Origin of the sequence: Paraburkholderia sp. EB58 (genome assembly GCF_050436665.1) — a bacterium.
GTDB lineage: Bacteria > Pseudomonadota > Gammaproteobacteria > Burkholderiales > Burkholderiaceae > Paraburkholderia.
Map to the genome: position 1 here is coordinate 29,795 of NZ_JBNDMQ010000044.1, position 17,462 is coordinate 47,256.

Annotated in this window: 17 protein-coding genes and 1 pseudogene; 11 read left to right on the forward strand and 7 right to left on the reverse strand. The window is 60.3% G+C overall.

What is annotated here, in order from left to right:
* Positions 1-37: 37 nt before the first annotated feature.
* On the reverse strand, positions 38-946 hold the full coding sequence (locus P3T40_RS38640) for a LysR family transcriptional regulator (protein WP_429272958.1): 909 nt from the start codon (positions 944-946) through the stop codon (positions 38-40).
* A 202-nt stretch (positions 947-1,148) separates the two neighbouring features.
* On the opposite strand from P3T40_RS38640, the gene P3T40_RS38645 reads away from it, so the two are divergent.
* From P3T40_RS38645 to P3T40_RS38665, 5 genes are all read left to right on the forward strand, one after another.
* Positions 1,149-1,943, forward strand: a complete 795-nt coding sequence (locus tag P3T40_RS38645; protein WP_429272959.1) for a carboxymuconolactone decarboxylase family protein — start codon at positions 1,149-1,151, stop codon at positions 1,941-1,943.
* Positions 1,944-1,994: 51 nt separating this feature from the next.
* Positions 1,995-2,369 (forward strand): DUF2255 family protein, encoded by a 375-nt coding sequence (locus P3T40_RS38650; RefSeq protein WP_429272960.1) that lies wholly within the window; start codon positions 1,995-1,997, stop codon positions 2,367-2,369.
* A 39-nt stretch (positions 2,370-2,408) separates the two neighbouring features.
* The gene (locus P3T40_RS38655) at positions 2,409-3,221 is read left to right on the forward strand and encodes a shikimate dehydrogenase family protein (protein WP_429272961.1); all 813 of its coding nucleotides are present in this window, start codon (positions 2,409-2,411) and stop codon (positions 3,219-3,221) included.
* 152 nt (positions 3,222-3,373) lie between these two features.
* Entirely contained in the window at positions 3,374-4,132 is a 759-nt protein-coding gene (locus P3T40_RS38660; protein ID WP_429272962.1) for a glucose 1-dehydrogenase, read from the forward strand.
* A 112-nt stretch (positions 4,133-4,244) separates the two neighbouring features.
* Complete coding sequence (locus tag P3T40_RS38665; RefSeq protein ID WP_429272963.1) at positions 4,245-5,009, forward strand: SDR family NAD(P)-dependent oxidoreductase; 765 nt, start codon at positions 4,245-4,247, stop codon at positions 5,007-5,009.
* Between the two features lie 177 nt (positions 5,010-5,186).
* Here P3T40_RS38665 and P3T40_RS38670 read toward each other — a convergent pair whose 3' ends face one another.
* On the reverse strand, positions 5,187-6,419 hold the full coding sequence (locus P3T40_RS38670; RefSeq protein WP_429272964.1) for an NADH:flavin oxidoreductase/NADH oxidase family protein: 1,233 nt from the start codon (positions 6,417-6,419) through the stop codon (positions 5,187-5,189).
* A 239-nt stretch (positions 6,420-6,658) separates the two neighbouring features.
* Positions 6,659-7,111, reverse strand: a pseudogene (locus tag P3T40_RS38675) (alpha/beta fold hydrolase); the annotation flags it as partial.
* Between the two features lie 134 nt (positions 7,112-7,245).
* Between P3T40_RS38675 and P3T40_RS38680 the strand changes: the two are divergent.
* From P3T40_RS38680 to P3T40_RS38700, 5 genes are all read left to right on the forward strand, one after another.
* Positions 7,246-7,683: a MerR family transcriptional regulator gene (locus tag P3T40_RS38680; protein WP_429272965.1), complete on the forward strand. Its 438-nt coding sequence runs from the start codon at positions 7,246-7,248 to the stop codon at positions 7,681-7,683.
* Positions 7,684-7,858: 175 nt separating this feature from the next.
* A complete protein-coding gene (locus P3T40_RS38685; protein WP_429272966.1) occupies positions 7,859-8,758 on the forward strand; it encodes an acetoacetate decarboxylase in 900 nt (299 codons plus the stop codon).
* Positions 8,759-8,844: 86 nt separating this feature from the next.
* Positions 8,845-9,297, forward strand: coding sequence for a MerR family transcriptional regulator (locus tag P3T40_RS38690; RefSeq protein ID WP_429272967.1), 453 nt, complete (start codon positions 8,845-8,847; stop codon positions 9,295-9,297).
* Positions 9,298-9,370: 73 nt separating this feature from the next.
* Positions 9,371-10,060, forward strand: a complete 690-nt coding sequence (locus P3T40_RS38695; RefSeq protein WP_429272968.1) for a type 1 glutamine amidotransferase domain-containing protein — start codon at positions 9,371-9,373, stop codon at positions 10,058-10,060.
* Between the two features lie 23 nt (positions 10,061-10,083).
* Positions 10,084-11,508, forward strand: coding sequence for a coniferyl aldehyde dehydrogenase (locus P3T40_RS38700; RefSeq protein ID WP_429272969.1), 1,425 nt, complete (start codon positions 10,084-10,086; stop codon positions 11,506-11,508).
* Positions 11,509-12,059: 551 nt separating this feature from the next.
* On the opposite strand, the gene P3T40_RS38705 is transcribed toward P3T40_RS38700, so the two are convergent.
* The 4 genes from P3T40_RS38705 to P3T40_RS38720 form a co-directional block, all read right to left on the reverse strand.
* Positions 12,060-12,338 carry an HU family DNA-binding protein gene (locus tag P3T40_RS38705; RefSeq protein WP_429272970.1) on the reverse strand — a complete coding sequence of 93 codons (279 nt, stop codon included), beginning with the start codon at positions 12,336-12,338 and terminating at the stop codon, positions 12,060-12,062.
* A gap of 513 nt (positions 12,339-12,851) precedes the next feature.
* Entirely contained in the window at positions 12,852-13,703 is an 852-nt protein-coding gene (locus P3T40_RS38710) for an aldo/keto reductase (RefSeq protein ID WP_429272971.1), read from the reverse strand.
* A 2-nt stretch (positions 13,704-13,705) separates the two neighbouring features.
* Positions 13,706-14,359: a flavodoxin gene (locus P3T40_RS38715; RefSeq protein ID WP_429272972.1), complete on the reverse strand. Its 654-nt coding sequence runs from the start codon at positions 14,357-14,359 to the stop codon at positions 13,706-13,708.
* 11 nt (positions 14,360-14,370) lie between these two features.
* On the reverse strand, positions 14,371-15,360 hold the full coding sequence (locus tag P3T40_RS38720; protein ID WP_429272973.1) for an aldo/keto reductase: 990 nt from the start codon (positions 15,358-15,360) through the stop codon (positions 14,371-14,373).
* Between the two features lie 167 nt (positions 15,361-15,527).
* Between P3T40_RS38720 and P3T40_RS38725 the strand changes: the two genes are divergently transcribed.
* Positions 15,528-16,499, forward strand: coding sequence for a LysR family transcriptional regulator (locus tag P3T40_RS38725; RefSeq protein ID WP_429272974.1), 972 nt, complete (start codon positions 15,528-15,530; stop codon positions 16,497-16,499).
* Positions 16,500-17,462 lie beyond the last annotated feature (963 nt).

Genomic DNA, 17,462 nt, shown 5'->3' on the forward strand with positions numbered 1-17,462 from the left:
CCGCAAGCTCCCATGAGCCGGGTTCATGAATCGCACGTCATGTCTTCGATTCGTCATCGCGATAGCGGATTGCGTCGATTACTACCGTCATCGCCCTGGAGAACTCACGGCGGGTTGCGTAACAGGCGTGCAGGCCTGGAAAGACGGGACACCAGTCCTCCAGTACCTTGACGAGACGCCCCGCCTCGATATGCTCCTGGGCCAGATCTGCCGGAATGTACGCGAGGCCATATCCCGACAGCGCCGCTGCCAGCATCTGGTAGGTCCCGTTAAAGGCGAGTTGCCCATCGACGCGAACCTGCACCTCTCGGCTCCCCTTCTTGAGCTCCCACGGATAGAAGCCACCCAACGTCGGCAAACGCAGATTGATGCACTGGTGTCCGGTCAGATCCTGAGGCTTCTTCGGCCGTGCGTGCTTCTTGAGGTATCCCGGCGCACCGACAATCGCCATACGCATTTCCGGTGCGAGGCGCACCGCGATCATGTCTCTGGCGACCTGATCGCCATGGCGAACGCCAATGTCATAGCGATCCGCCACGATATCGGAAAGGCCATAGTCGGTTGTGATCTCGACCTTGATATCCGGATAGTCGTGTAGGACCTTCGACAGTCTGGGCCACAGGACCGTTTCTGTCGCGTAGTCAGTCGCGGTAATGCGAATCGTGCCTGCGGGTTTGTCCCGGAATTCGGTGACGGCAGCCAGTTCCGCATCGATTTCCTCAAAGCGGGGAGCGATGGTCCGAAGAAGGCGCTCGCCCGCCTCGGTCGGTGAGACGCTGCGCGTGGTTCGGATCAGTAGTCTCATCCCGAGACGGGTTTCGAGTGAGCGAATGGTGTGGCTCAGAGCAGATTGCGATACGCCGAGTTGTGCGGCCGCCCGGGTGAAACTGCGCTCACGCGCGACCGCGATCAGCGCCAGTAAATCGTTATAACTTTCGCGACGCATTAATGAACTCGCTTCATATGTGTTTGCTGATTCTAACGCCTAGTCGTATATGAGTGAGTGCATTACATTGCAAATTAAATGATCGGCGCCGTACGTGGAAGTCAGATTTGCAGACAGGCCGCCGATCGGGTACGTGCCTTCGGAACAACACAACCCAGCGCGGCGACTCTCAAACGTGCGAGCGCCGGTGAGGAGCCGACCAATGAGATTACTCGCAGCGATACTGGCGCTCTCGTTCGGCGTCGCTGCCTGTTCGCAAATCGAAAGGAAAACTGATATGGAAGGTCAGGATCACTCCTCCTTCGTCAACATGGTCGACGGAATGCATACCGTTTCGCCCGCCCTTGAGCACTATACGACCGATGTCGTGCTGGGCGACCTCTGGAAGCGTCCGCAACTCTCGGCGCGGGACCGAAGCGTCGTTACGCTCTCGGTGTTGATCGCGCGCAATCAGAGCACTGAGTTGCCGTTCTATCTCGATCTCGCGCTCGACAGTGGCCTCAAGCCCAGCGAGATTTCGGAGATCAACACGCACCTTGCGTTCTATACCGGTTGGGCCAACGCGACCGCAGCTGTGAAGATAACTGACACTGTATTCAAAAGACGTGGAATTACGCCAGCGCAGCTCCCGCCGGCGTCCGTTGAACTTCTACCACTCGACAAGGCAGCAGAAGCCCAGCGCGAGACCGCGGTGCAACACAACTTCGGCGCGGTCTCGCCAGGCGTCGTTCAATTCACGCGAGACACGCTGTTCAACGACCTGTGGCTGCGGCCAGGGCTGGCGCCGCGAGACCGGAGTCTCGTGACGGTCAGCGCGCTGGTTGCCACCGGTCAGGTCGCACAGCTGACTTACCACCTGAACCGGGCAATGGATAACGGACTGACGAAAGAACAGGCCTCGGAAGTCATGACGCAACTGGCGTTCTATGCAGGTTGGCCGAATGTCTTTACAGCACTTCCAGTCGTCAAGGACGTGTTTGAAAAGCGCCCCGGATGATCCGCTCCCCAGCACTGCGGCGGCCGATTGAGAACCTGGAGATGTAGACGGATGACATCGCGGTCTGAAGATGAAATCAAAGCGATCGCTGTGAGCGACGACCTGCATGTCTCGCCGTTTCGCGACGATGGCGTCACCTGTGGAACCCCGACGTGGATCTGGTCGGTTGTCGTCGATGGCGACCTTTACGTGCGCGCGTACAACGGCCACGCCTCCCGCTGGTATCAGGCTGCAATGCGGCAACGGGGCGGCCGGATCAGTATCGCCGGAATGACGCGAGACGTGAGCTTCGAGCCTGTCGTGGATCAACTCAATGTACGTATCGACGCTGCTTACCGAGCGAAATACCGCACCAGCGCTTATCTGAATTCAATGACAGGCACACGGTCACGCGCCGCGACCGTCAAAATCCTGCCGCGCGCCTGAACGCCGGAAACCCTGTTGAATCAATGCGAGAGAAACCGGATGCCTGAAAAGCTCGATGGCGCCACGCGTCTGTTCCCAATCATCGGCGACCCGATCAGGTTTGTGAAATCGCCGCAGCAATTGACCCGCAGTTTCGAGGCACGAGACTACAACGGTCTATGCATACCCATGCTGGTGGCCAAATCCGATCTTGAGCAGGTGATGCGGGCGCTGACGTTGACAGGGAACGTCGACGGCCTGCTGGTAACGATGCCGCACAAAGTCGCGGCGTTCGCCTGCTGTGCCACCAGTTCCGATACTGCCCGATTGCTTGGTTGCGTCAGTGTCATGCGTCGCAATGCGGACAGTACATGGCACGGCGACATGCTCGACGGCCTCGCGTTCGTGAAAGCGCAAACGGATCACGGCGCGCGGGTGAAGGACGGCCGCGCGTTGCTGATCGGTGCCGGTGCGGCGGGCAGCGCGATCGCCATCGCGTTGCTCAACGCGGGGGTACGCGAACTGATCATTCATGATGCAGACGAATCTCGCGCAACGCATCTAAAGGCTCTGGCCTCCAGCCTTGACCAGGGCCGTATGCGGGTCGGCCCGGCGGATCCAGCTGGATGCACTCTGGTATTCAACGCGACTCCGATGGGATTCGCCGAAACCGATCCGCTTCCGGTTTCTGCCGACCTGCTGGATTCATCCATGTTCGTGGGTGACGTGATTGCCGGGCACGGCGTGACGCCGCTCTTGAAGGCGGCTCAGTCAGCAGGTTGCAAGACCGCGAGCGGCGTCGAGATGGTCAATGCGGTCCAGGAAATGATGCTTGATTTTCTGCTGGGTCAGAACACCGTCCGCAGCGTGTAGCAGACAGCTTCGCGTCAAGCGCCGATCGCTAAAGTTCGACGAGGCGTACATCGTCCGGGTGGTTATTGGTCGTTATATCGCACCGCCCAGGCCATCGGGGACGGTAACACCGATTGTGCTGACAGCACCCTCAACCTTCAGGAGTATTTGATATGGACCCCACTTACGATTTCAAAGGTCAGGTCGCGCTTGTTACGGGCGCCAGCTCGGGAATGGGGCTGGAAACCGCAAAAGCGTTCGCCAAAGCAGGCGCTGCCGTTGCGCTGGTGGACCGGAATGCCAAGACGCTCAATGCTGCTGCCGAGATGTTGACGGCCGCCGGGCATCGCGCCATTGGCATTGTCTGCGACGTATCCGATGAAGCGCAGGCGAGGGCCGCAGTCGAGCGCACCGTCACCGAATTCGGTCGCCTCGACATGGCCTATAACAACGCCGGAATCCTGGGCCCGATGTGCGAAATGTCCGCCGAATCCGCCGACGGCTATGACGAGGTTCAGGCTGTGAATCTGCGCGGCATCTGGACTTTCATGAAGCACGAACTGCTGCAGATGAAGAAACAGGGCAGCGGCGCGATCGTGAACTGCTCGTCGCTCGGTGGCCTTGTCGGCCTGCCGGGACGCGCAGCCTACCACGCCAGCAAACACGGCGTGATTGGCCTGACCAAGAGCGCCGCCCTGGACGTCGCCGCACGCGGCATACGGGTGAACGCGATCTGCCCCGGCTGCATCGACACACCGATGGGCGAGGAGATTGATCCCGAGGCGATGAGAGTGTTCCTCAAAGATCAGCCAATTGGTCGAATGGGCAGGCCCGAGGAAGTCGCAGCAGCAGTGCTGTGGTTATGCAGTCCCGGGGCCAGCCTGATCGTTGGTGTAGCGTTACCAGTCGATGGAGGCTTCGTCGCGCATTGAGCTCATGTGAATTGAGCAATCGCATGGCTCCGATCCCCTCTGCTAGTGGAGCGAGCCGTGGCGTGAGAACCCCTGAGGGGGAATCGCTTTGCCAGAACGGAAGGGGAATTGCATGTCTGATGATTTTGGTGGGAAAGTGGCATTGGTCACTGGCGCTGGTGGTGGAATCGGTCGGGCGACAGCCAAAGCTTTTGCAGAGGCCGGAGCATCTGTCGTCCTTGTCGACCGGAATGAGGAGCTGATCGGCATCGCAACCGATGACCTGCGCTCGGCCGGACACAATGTGTGCGGATTTACATGTGACGTCTCCGATGCGTCACAGGTCAAGGCAACGTTCGAGCAGGCAATCAAAACGTACCGCCGACTCGATGCGGCCTTCAATAACGCGGGCGTGAATTGCGACGCCGTTCCCTTGCTCGACGCCAGCGATGACGAGTACGAACGCATCATGGGCGTCAACCTGCGCGGAGTCTGGAACTGCATGAAATGCGAACTCGCACACATGGTGCCCCAAGGCTACGGGACCATCGTCAATTGTTCGTCGATTGGCGGCCTCGTGGGTAGCCCGGGCCGCTCGGTCTATAGTGCAAGCAAGCATGCGGTGATCGGGCTCACCAAAAGCGCCGCCCATGAATATGCAGCCCAGGATATTCGCATCAATGCGATTTGCCCTGGCATCTTCAGGACGCCGATGTGTGAAGAGGTCACCCATCACTATGATCCGGAGATTGTTGGGAGAATGTTGACGCGTGCACCGATCGGACGTTTCGGTGAGCCGGAAGAAGTCGCGGGCGCAGTACTCTGGCTTTGCGGGCCTGCATCGACATATATCATCGGACACGCGCTAACGGTAGATGGTGGTTTTCTCTCAAGGTAAGAGAGGCATACGTCCGCTCATTTTTCGGCCAACTACGGCCACTCGTCCCTATTCTCGCAGCACCATCCGGTAGTCCGATAGCGGACGGTTAGCGGCCAGTCGGAAAGAGCATTGCAAGAACGGTTCCTGACGATGCCAGCCCGCAGTCATAGGTATTAGTTGGTCCAGTCAGCTCGGTCACATTACCCGTTGCGCCATCAGGCGTCTGTACTTGCGAGTTCGGCATGCATCAGTTGTTTGCTGCAGAATCAACGCGCGCAGCGGCGACACCTTCGGATCGGTTTTCAGGCCAAGGCTTAGCTTGCGCAACTGGAACTTGACGGTGGCCATGTTCGCCAGCGAAGCCAGTGTCTTGTTCTTCCAGGTGATCGGTGAAAGTTCAGGAGCCATGTCTTTTCCGCCTTGCCAGGCCCGGGGCAAATCGGGTTCGATCGCGAGAGCGGTGCCCACTCCGACCATGTCCACACCGCTGTTGACCACCTGTTCTGCGATCTGCCGGCGGCGGATGCCTCCCGTGACCATGATTGGCATCTCCGCCACCTTCCGGATGTCGCGTGCGAACTCAACGAAATAGGCTTCGCGTGCCAACGTGCGACCGTCACGTGCTTCCCCCTGCATGGCAGGCGCTTCGTAGCTGCCGCCGGACAGTTCAACCAGATCCACTTTCAAACCGTTGAGCAGTTTAACGACTTGCCGGGCGTCGTCGGCAGTGAAGCCGCCGCGCTGGAAATCGGCTGAGTTCAGCTTGACAGCAACGGAGAAGTGCGGCGAAACCACGGCACGAACCGCCTTGACAACCTCCAGTAGCAGACGCGCGCGGTTCGCAAGCGTTCCTCCCCATTCGTCCGTTCGCCGGTTCGTGAGCGGCGAAAGAAACTGGCTCAACAGGTAGCCATGGGCAGCGTGAATTTCTACGCCTGTGAATCCCGCCTGCTCTCCGAGTCGCGCGGTACGGGAAAATCGTACGATTACGTCGTCGATGATTTCCTGCGTCATCGCGAGCGGCGTAGCGAAACGTTTGGACAGCTTGCCCAGGTCGAGCGGTATGGCAGAAGGCGCCCACGTCTGCTGGCCAAGATTGGCTTGCATCTGACGACCGGGATGATTGATCTGCAGCCAGAACTGTGCGCCTCTGGATCTGCCGATCTGCGCCCATCGCGCGAATTTGGTCAGTTGCGTGTCGTCTTCCAGGACGACGCCGCCCGGTCCCGTCATGGCGCGGCTGTCGACCATCACATTGCCCGTTATCAGCAGGCCTGCGCCGCCGTTTGCCCACGCCTCGTAGAGCCGCATCAATTTTTCTGATGGACCCTGGCTGGCGTCCGCCATGTTTTCTTCCATGGCGGCTTTGGCGATACGGTTGGGGACGACCGAACCGTTGGGGAGAATCAGCTTGTCGAACACGTTCATAGGAACACCTCAATTGATCGTGTTGCAACTCTAAGTTTTAGGTTAAGTTCAAGGTCAAGCAATTTTTGATTCGCACGAGTTTTACCGGCGCGCGATTGGCGGGCGTGCAAGACCTCTGGTTTCCGGGAAGCGTCGTGCGTCTTTGACAATGGGTTCAAAACGGAACGAGCCACCCGTGGGTAGCTCGTTGATTTGCCTGTACGCGTCAGCAGCGGCGCGATCGCACGCTGTTGACGGCTTTACGACTCCTTGATGAACGCGAACAGATCGGCATTGATCGCGTCGGCGTTGGTCGTCGGCATGCCGTGAGGAAAACCGGGGTAGGTCTTTAGCGTACCGTTTTTCGCCAGCTTCGCCGAGAGGGGCCCCGAATCCGGATAAGGAACAATCTGATCGTCGTCACCATGCATCACCAGAACAGGAATGGTGGTGCTTTTCAGGTCTTCGGTGAAATCCGTCTGCGAGAACGCGACGATACCGTCGTAGTGGGCCTTCGCGCTACCCATCATGCCCTGCCGCCACCAGTTCCAGATAATTCCATCAGAAGGCTTCGCATTGGGCCGGTTGTAACCGTAAAAAGGACCCGCGGGAACGTCATAGTAAAACTGCGCCCGGTTAGCCGCGAGCTGCGCCTGAAGATCGTCGAAGACCTGTTTGGGCAGGCCGCCCGGATTACTTGCTGTTTTGACCACGTGCGCCTGGTCGCGGCCGGTCAGGCTATCGTACGGCTCTTCAGTCTGCGGAAATCCATCGACGCCTTGCTTGACCGTCTTTTAACTGTAGGATTAAAGTGAACTTCAAGGTCAACACTTTTTAAAAGTGCCACATGAAGATCGGCGAACTGGCAGAACTCAGCGGCCTCACCGCGTCCCGCATCCGCTTCTACGAGGCGACGGGCTTGATCGCGGCCGTCGAGCGGACGGCAAACGGCTATCGCGACTACCCTGCGGAAGCGCTGTCGATGCTCGAAATCATCGCCAGTGCCCAGCGCGCGGGCTTCTCTCTCGAACAGATCCGGCAACTGCTGCCAACGGGCCAGGGCTCGTGGCAGCATGGCGAATTGGTCGATGCGCTGAGGCATAAAGTGACCGAGATCGAAAAGATGCAGGAACGCCTGAATCAGAACAGGGCGCAGCTACTCGTCGCCATTGAGAGCATCGAAAACAGACCAGCAGGTCTGAACTGTCCAGACAGAAAGGAGTGGGTTCTGGGCCGGCTTCGCGAAAGCGGGGTCGTGCCGGAGCGAAAGAAAAACTCACGTTGATGAACGGGCGGGACGTTTCCCGCCGGACGTATGTCGGCTATTACGAGGTCGTGATGAATTAGCTGCGCTGAAATGCTTGACCTTGAAGTTGAGTTGAATCTTAGAGTATGTCCTGCAGGGGCGATCCGTTTATCACGACCTTGCGCAGGTCAACCATCTAGAAAGGTCAAGGGATATGGACAGGCGGTTCACACAGATCGAGTTTGGATCACACAAGGTTGAAGTGATCGAAGGTGGATACTACGACCGTTTCCGCATGAATCCGAACCTCGACGAAGTGGCGCGCGATCCCGCTGCCGGGAACATCGATTTTTTCCGCAGAATTCCGAAGCATCAGGTCGAGTCACGGGTCGGCCCGATATGGGCGCCGAATTTCTACTACCGCACGAGCAGTGTCCAGGTCCTGATGCTGGCCCCGTTGGAGCGATTGCGGTCCGCGCTGCCGACGCCTCTTGAGCCCTTGCATGCATTTCCCGGCTACGGGTTAGTGGCGCTGACTTTCTTCTCGTACTCCGTATGCGATAACGATCCCTACGACGAGGTCTCGGTTGCAGTCGTTATCCGCCGCCCGGGCGCGCGTGGGGCGCAGCTGATCGAATTGCTTGACTCGATGCGGCGTCGCAGCTTTTTCGCGCACGTCCTGGCCCTCCCGGTCACCACCGAGATAGCGCGAGTGCGTGGGGTGTATGGTTATCAGCTTCCCAAATGGCTGGCTGGCATCAACGTTGATCTTGGTACGAGCGCCGAAGCCAGCATATCCGCCCTCGACGGAAAGCCGGATCTCGTACTGAGCGCGCCGCTGCCCGCACTGCAGAGCGTCACGCCGCAATCTCACATGGGAACGTCAACAATGGTGCACGTCATCGACGGTGAATGGCATCAAACTTCGGTCCAGACCAACGCATTATCGTTCGCTCAACGCGTTCTCCCGCGCAACGTAAAGCTGGTGCGTAGCGGCGGCCCGTTGAGCCAGCTTCTCGACGGACTGGGTGTCTCGACAATTGTTCGCTTCGACGTGGTCAAGGACGCGCAAGTGGTTCTGAATCTGCCCGTGCGTCTGAGGGCCTTTGATTGAGCTGGAAGCAATATGCAGGTCTGCGGAGATCCGCAACGAGCGTCACGCAGAAGCGGATTTCGACATCACGATGGAGTATCGAGCCTATGAAGATCGGGGAACTCTCGGAGCGCACGGGACTGACCCCGTCACGCATCCGCTTTTACGAGCGCATTGGACTGCTGAAGACTGTCCAACGCCAGCCAAACGGCTACCGGACCTATCCGGCCGAGGCCCTACTGGTACTCGATCTGGTTGCGACGGCGCAGAAGGCCGGCTTCAGCCTCGATGAAATTGGCATGCTGCTGCCGCCCGATCCGACGCAGTGGCAACACGGGAAGTTGCCCGAAACGCTTCGCCTCAAGGTGCAGGACATCGAAGCGTTGGAAGCACGACTGGCGCAGAGCAAAGCGCATCTCGTCTCGTTGATCGCGGAGATCGAATCCAAGCCAGCAGAGATCGATTGCGCGACTAACGCGACGAGAGTGCTGTCGAGAATGCGCCGCGGCGAGATGGCAAGCCCGACCCTCCTGTCCGACGATGTCAAGGCGCTGGGATAAGCAAACCGCCGGCGACCGGTAAGGTCCCGCTAGGTCAGCGTCACCTCGCCGCACAGTGAAAGGATGTTTCAACATGACAAAACGCATACTGCATGTCGTCACCAACGTCGCCAATTATGCCGACCAGACTGAGCCTACCGGTTTGTGGCTGTCGGAGCTGACGCATGCATGGCACGTTTTCGGCGAAAAGGGATATGAGCAGCAGATCGTCAGTCCGAAAGGCGGTGTTTCGCCGCTCGAGCCGCGCTCCCTTAAGTGGCCCCTTGCCGATGCTTCAGTGAAGGAATGGCTCAACGACAGGAGCCGGCAGCCGCTGCTTTCGGCAACCACGCCTCCCGACCAGATCGATCCGGTGGACTTCGATGCGATCTATTTCACAGGCGGCCACGCCGTCATGTGGGACTTTCCCGACGACGAGCCTCTGCAACGAATCACGCCCGACATCTACGAGCGTGGCGGAATCGTCTCGTCCGTCTGTCACGGTTATTGCGGTCTGCTGAACACAAAGCTCTCCAACGGCGCGCTGCTGGTGGCCGGACGCCGGCTTACCGGCTATTCCTGGATCGAAGAAGTGCTTGCGGGGGTCGCCAGCAAGGTGCCCTACAACGCTGAGCAGGCAATGGTCCGCCGCGGCGCATTGTACGAGAAGGCGTTGGTGCCGTTCGTCTCGAACGTGGTCACCGACGGGCGCCTCGTGACCGGTCAGAATCCACAATCGGCCAAGGCGACGGCAAGCCGGGTTGCAGCACTTCTTGATAACTGAATCCTTCTCTCAGCGAGTTCATTGTGTCCACTTTGAATGGCGTCAGACGTCACAACTTCGACCTCGATTTAGAACCCGTTCACGGCGCCGACGCACAGGCGCTCCTGGACCGTCAGCGTGCCGCCTTCCTGACGGAGGCGCGACCGGACCATGGCCAGCGCAAGGCGCGCCTTGCGCGGTTGCGTGCGGCCGTACTGGCTTACCGCAGTGAAGTGGAAGAAGCGATAAGCGCGGATTTCGCGCATCGCTCGCGACACGAGACGGGCATCATGGAACTCGTCGGCGTCATTCAGGCAATTGACTATCTGACGCGTAACCTGCGTCGCTTCATGAGACCCGAACGCCGGCAGGTCGGTTTTATCTATCGCTCAGGTCGAGCGTATGTCGAGTACCAGCCCAAGGGCGTCGTCGGTGTGATGGCACCGTGGAATTACCCCTTTTCCCTGACGTTCATTCCGCTCGCTACGGCCCTTGTTGCGGGCAACCGCGTGATGCTAAAACCCTCGGAACTGACCCCTCGCACCAGTGACGTGATCCAGCGCATGCTTGCAGACACTTTTCCGCTCGAAGAAGTAACGGTTGTGATCGGTGGCCCGGATGTCGGCGCGGCGTTCAGCGGTTTGGCCTTCGACCACCTGTTTTTCACTGGCAGCACCCAGGTTGGGCGCAAGGTTATGAAGGCGGCAAGCGAGAACCTCGTACCCGTAACCCTTGAACTCGGCGGCAAGAGCCCGGTGATAGTGGCGCGCGGCCATGTCGACGATCGAACCATGAACAGTATCGTCTTCGGCAAGCTCGCCAACGCTGGGCAGACGTGCGTCGCGCCTGATTACGCCCTAGTCCATGAGCACGACAGAGAGGCATTCGTCGCGCAGTACGAGGCGACGGTGGCTCGCTTCTATCCGGACGGACCCGCCTCGGATGACTACACGTCGATTGTCAGTGACGGACACTATGAGCGCCTGACACGTCTTGTTGAAGATGCCCGGCACAAGGGGGCGAGCGTGATCGCGGCGGGCGTCAAACCGGAAAGCGCCGCTGGGAGGCCGCGCACCTTCCCTCCTACGCTGATTGTCGGAGCACGCGACGACATGATGGTTATGCAGGAGGAGATTTTTGGTCCGATTCTCCCAGTGCGCACGTACCGGACGATGGGGGAGGTCATCGATTATGTGAATAAGCGGCCCCGCCCGCTAGCGCTTTATTACTTCGGGGCCAGGGACGCTGAATGCGAAAGTTTGCTCGAACGCACTATATCCGGCAACGTGGGTATCAATAACACCATCATGCATGTGGCGCAGGACGATCTGCCGTTCGGCGGCGTTGGGGCGAGCGGAATGGGGGCTTACCACGGCCGGGAGGGCTTTCGTGCGATGAGCCCATGCGAAGGGGGTGTTCATCCAGGGGCGATGGAGCTTTGCGAGACTGCTGCATGCGCCGTTCGGTAAGCTGGCAAATCTGGCTCTTTCTGCGACGCTCGGGAAGGCGCGTGGTCGGCCTACTGACTATTCGTCGAAAACGAGCTTTAAGAATGGAAAGGCGCTGCCGTACCGCAAGAGCAAGCCACGCGCCGATTCGCCGCAAATGTGAGCATTTGAATCCAGACCAAGTGCAGTCCGCGCATCGGCACCATGTCGTAAAGGCTGCGCTCGCAATGTTCTTCAAGTGAACGTCCGCTTCGCCTATCGTAAGAGTCGGTGGCGCTTCGCCGTCATGACACTCTCTTGTGGGTCGACAAGAGGCGTAAGGTCTTCCCGATGGCGGCCATTCGCGAGGCCTGCAAGGTGCGGAAAAACTACGTTGCGGATGCACAGCTCACCGCGTTCCTCATATCGCATGAGTCGCTTTTTTTGTGTATGACTGGCGCGAATCGTAGAGGCCGCGGCACGTCGCGGCAGTACTCCACCGATGCTTCCAAGCGGACATAGCCCGGGTCCAGGCCTCTGCACAGATACGTCCGTACCGTCGGCGCGAACCGGCCGACGGCGTGTGCCCGGTCTCAGGCGCCGTTCACCGCATCCTTGAAGGCCTTGCCCGCCGTGAACTTGACCGTCTTCGCGGCAGGGATCTGGATCTCGGCGCCGGTCGCCGGATTGCGGCCGACCCGGGCGGCCCGAGCCCCCGTTGAAAACGAGCCGAAGCCGATCAGCTGCACGGTGTCGCCCTGCTTCACCGCGCCGGTGACCGCGGCAATCAGCGCATCAACCGTCTCGGCGGTGACCGCCTTGCTGCTGCCGGTTGTCGCGGCGACGGCATCCACCAGTTCCTGCTTGTTCATCGCGATTTCCTCCATGTGATTGTTGATGGCGCCACACTACCGCATCGATGCGCGGTTGCGCAATCGAAACGGCTGCAGATGGGACGACGGGGGAAGCGCCGGAAAGCAGACTCTGCTCGGCCCCTCGGTTCCCCACCCGCAGCTCGGCCAGCTCACCGCGAATTAGATCCCGTACCTGTCGCTCCTGTCGGCCAATGAAGGGGATGAAAGCCACAACTTTCGTACCCTTCCCGACGGGATCGATACAGATGTCCAGAAACGAAGGGGTAGATAGCCGTAACTATCTACCCCTTCATTTTTACCGTGAAAAGAGTATTTTTTACGACCCCGGCCGGTTCACCGCCGAGTACGGCGCTCCGACCGATCCCCGATGAAACCAGCATGCGCGGCCAGCCCCTTCGTCTTGCGCGCCCGGCGTATCTGCCCAGACCCGACCGTATCGGACAGTACGGTTTCCGTATCTGATGAGGCCTTGTGCATGACGAACGCGATTGTTCAAGATAGATACGCGCGTCAAAGGCCAAGCTTTCGTTCGCCCATCCACTTCACGATCGCTGGATCGCGATGGGAGAAGAAGCTGCTCTTGCCAGTCTCCAGCGTTGCCATTGCCTGCATGTCCTCTTCGGACAACTCGAAGTCGAAAACGGCCAGGTTTTCCAGCATCCGCTCTTTCCGCACGGACTTCGCGAGAGCAACGACGCCGCGCTGAACCAGCCATCGCAGAACGACTTGCCCCACGGTCTTGCTGTGGCGCTCGGCAATCGCCACGAGACGTTCGTTCTGGAACAGATCGTTCCGTCCTTCGGCGAAGGGCGCCCACGCCTCCGGCTGCACGCCAAGCCCGCGCATGAACTCCACGCTCGCGGCCTGCTGGTGAAAGGGGTTGACCTCGATTTGATTGACGGCTGGTGTGACCTCGTTGAAAGCCGTGATGTCCATGAGGCGGTCCGGCTGGAAGTTGCTCAATCCGATCGCACGCAGCTTGCTGGCGCGATGTGCCTCCTCCATCGCTCGCCACGCGCCGTGAACATCGGAGAACGGCTGATGGATCAGGAACAGGTCCAGGTAATCCAGATCAAGTCGCTTCAGCGACTTGTCGATGGCCACGCGAGCACGTTCATAGCCAGCATCCTCAACCCACAGCTTGCTGGTGACGAAAAGCTGGTCGCGGGGGACCCCGCAACGCTTGAGGCCACGCCCGGTCGCCTCCTCGTTCTTATAGGACGCAGCGGTGTCGATGAGACGGTAGCCTGCCTGCACCGCGTCCACGACGCAGCGTGCGCATTCCGCTTCGTCGGCGATCTGGAAGACACCGTAGCCGAGGATCGGCATCTTGATTCCGTTGTTGAGTGTCACGTCTTGCATAGTCAGTCCTTCATGTTGAAAGTCGATGGCGGCGTAAGGTCTGCTCGAGGTACGCCTGACAATTTGTTTAAGCCGGTCTCGTCAAGCCACTCGTTTACGAGATTCATTGTCCCGCGCTCCTGTTCCGCCTCCATGACGAATGGCTGCTTGTCCTTGCCCGCGGCGCGTGGCTGGCGAGCATGGACAGGCTGTTGCCGAGGCCTTATCCACCATGGGTTACGAAAGGCGTGAGCGTCTTGCCCGTGAGGTCGTGGGTCGCCCACCAAAAACGAACGAACCACCGGTGGCGCCGTCTCTTCCCCGATCGGAAAGCCAAGGTAGACGGTGTCGTACGTGCCGATGTCTGAGGGACGAGCCGCCAGCGCCGGCTCGAATCGACTGTAGCGTTCCTGCCGGGCCTGTTCGACGGTCGCAAGGTACTCCTCGGGATACGGGTTGGCCGGGCGAATCTCGAACCTGTCCGCCTTGAATGCCCGCTGCAACAGTCCAGCGACAACCCGCGTGTTGCCCGAGCGCGAAAAGTAGGCGACCAGAACCCGCGAACCCGTCATCCGAACGGTGTCGCTGCCGCCCTCTTTGCCCAGCGCGCCGCTCAGAGGTAGTGCTGCGACCGCCGCCGCGACGGCTCGGCGCTTTCGTTCGTCGGTGGTCAGCATGTTCGTCGCAGTCAACGGCCGACACGAGCCTTCAGGGCGGCCGGGTAGCGATCACCATGTATCTCGACGTTTGCGAGCGCCTGGGCAATGTGCTGGAGGTCAGACTCAGTCAGTTCGACCAATGCTGCGCCCAGGTTTTCGTCCAGGCGATGCACCTTCGTCGTACCGGGAATCGGAACGATCCAGGGCTTTTGGGCGAGAAGCCATGCTAATGCAACCTGAGCCGGCGTCGCTCCTTTGCCCCTGGCGATCGCCCCAAGTGCGTCGACGAGTGCCTGGTTCGCCTGGAGCGCCTCCGGCGCGAAACGAGGGACGATGCTGCGGAAATCGTCCTTGCCGAACGTCGCGTTCCTGTCGATGGCGCCCGTGAGGAAACCCTTGCCGAGCGGGCTGAACGGCACGAACCCGATGCCGAGTTCCTCCAGTGTGGGCAGGATTCTTTCTTCAGGCTCGCGCCACCACAGCGAATACTCGCTCTGAAGCGCCGTCAGGGGTTGCACGGCATGCGCCCGCCGGATGGTCTGCTCGCCGGCCTCCGACAGGCCGAAGTGCTTCACCTTGCCCGCCTGGATGAGCTCCTTGACGGTGCCGGCGACGTCCTCGATGGGCACGTCCGGGTCGACGCGGTGCTGGTACAGCAAGTCAATAACGTCGGTCTTCAGGCGCTTGAGCATGCCCTCGACCACCCACCGGATGTGATCCGGCCGGCTGTTGAGAATCTGCTGCTTTCCGTCGTCGCCGAAGGTGAAACCGAATTTGGTGGCGATGACGACCTGGTCGCGAACGGGCGCCAGCGCCTCTCCGACAACCTCCTCGTTTAGATACGGCCCGTAGACCTCGGCGGTATCAAAGAAGGTCACGCCTCGGTCAAAGGCGGTGCGGATCAACTCCACGGCCTTGTTTCGATCCGTGGCCGGGCCATAGCCGTGGCTCAGTCCCATGCATCCGAGGCCAATCGCCGAAACTTCGAGTCCCGAACGGCCGAGTTGTCGCTTGTCCAAGATGCGCTCCTTACAGTAGACGACGAGGGCGGTGGCCCGATGTCCGTTACTTTAGGCGTCGCAGTTTCAAGCGACTAGTCGATTACCCCTTGCACCAGTAACAAGCTCAGGTTGATACTGGATGGGTCGTGCGACGCTTCCGCCGCACTTCAGCAGAAGAATCGACCATGCCCACGAATGATTTCAAGGCCATCGCGACGTTCGCCAGAGCCGTCGAACTCGGTAGCATCCGGAAAGCCGCGCTGGCCCAGGGTGTCACGCCCCAGGCTGCCAGTCAGGCCATTGCGCAGTTGGAACAGCATCTTGGCGTGCGGCTGTTGCATCGGACGACGCGCAGCCTCGCCCTAACCGAGGAGGGCCAACGGTTCCTGGAGAACACGCAGCCCGCCCTGGCGGCGCTGGACAGGGCCCTGGCCCTGGCGCGCGAGTCCAAGGATGAGATCGCTGGGCCGCTGCGCATCGTTGGGCCGAAATCGTCGTTCGCCGCCATCCTCATGCCGCTGCTCGACGAGTTCTGTCGGGAGCACCCCGGTATCCAGCCGGACGTCCAGCTCGATGATGGTATCGGTAACTGGGTGCTGGATCGCGTCGATGTCGGCTTCAGGATCGGGGCGTCGCCCAGCGAGGGCGTGATCGGTCGGCAACTCTTCCCGATACAGATGATCATGTGCGCCGCGCCCAGCTACCTGAAAGCATACGGCGCGCCATCGACACCCGATGATCTTGCGACGCATCGCTGCAGTGTGTTCCGCCATCCGGTCACCGGCAAGGTAGCGCCCTGGTACTTGACCGTGGATGGCAAGCTCGAACATCGGCAGTTGTCCCCAGCGTTCGCGACGAACGATACGGAGCTGGAATTGCAAGCCGTGCTCGCGGGGCAAGTCATGGGTCAGCTCGCGGGCTTCTCGGCGGCGACCCACATCCGGGCGGGCCGACTGGAGCCAGTCCTCCTGCAGCATATGAGCGCGCACATCGGTTTGCACATGTACTACGGCAGCCGGGCTGCTCAGCCCAAGCGAGTACGAGCGTTCCTGGACCTCGCCTTCGGTCGTCTGCATGATTGCAGCGACTACGTGCTCGCCGACAAAGAACTGGCGCAGTTCAGGTCGCGATCAACGCGATCCCGCCGTGTTCGGTAGTGCCCTTGGTTCGTCAAGGATGAAGCCTGCGCTCCCAAATTGAATGGCCGCGATCGGCTGTGAAGCCGTCGTTCACCGTGATCGGTCCAGGGTCGGCAACGGGTCGACTTCGGCCGATCGTGTATTCCCCCGAAGTCGGTCCCAGAGCAGTTTCGAATACCCCTCGTCTAGTTTAGAAGGCTACCCTACCCAATCAGTACTGGGTCGCGCAACGAGCGCGCGGGCGTTGCGGCTCATCGGAGGGGGGCGCAGGTGCCCCGCCTCCCGTACCCGCCCACCTTTGGGATTTCATCGCCGGCACCGGTGCCAGTGCTGAAGAGTCGCGGCACGCCGTGCGTGGTAGGGGCAGCCAGCGGGTCGGATTCCGTCACAGTTACCTCGATGCCCCTGCACGCGTGTCACCGGCGAGGGCGCCGTGAGGCGCAAACGGTCGAATGAAGGGGCGACGGGCCAGATGTCCAGAAACGAAGGGTCGGATAGCTGCAACTATCCGACCCCGCGTTTTTCAGCGGTCAGCAATTCGCCGCGTATGAAAACCGATGCCGATATCGACCGGCGCCCGGCGGAGCTACGAGCTCCGCGACCCGGCCGCCGAGGTCAGCCAGGCTGAAACCAGGCGTGGGGTCGATGCACAGGATGAGGTCACCGGCTTCCCTCTGGGCGGGCGGGACCGGGCTTCGGAGGCTGGGCGCGCGACACACGCGAATGTCGTGTCGTGTCCGGCCGCGATCGGGTTTTTATGTCAAGTGGCTCGTCATCGCTACAAAGGCGATCGTGCGACTGACCTGGTGAATCTCCGCACGCTGCGACGTTAGCGACCATGCGCTCACCTATGATGGTTAGGACGCCTCGTGGTTTTATGCCGTTCGCGGATAGCACGCGGCTATCCAGACAGCATCCTGGCGCGGGAGGGTGGCCGCCGCCCGGTATGCAAGCGCGTCGCACAATGCGAGCGGCGATGAC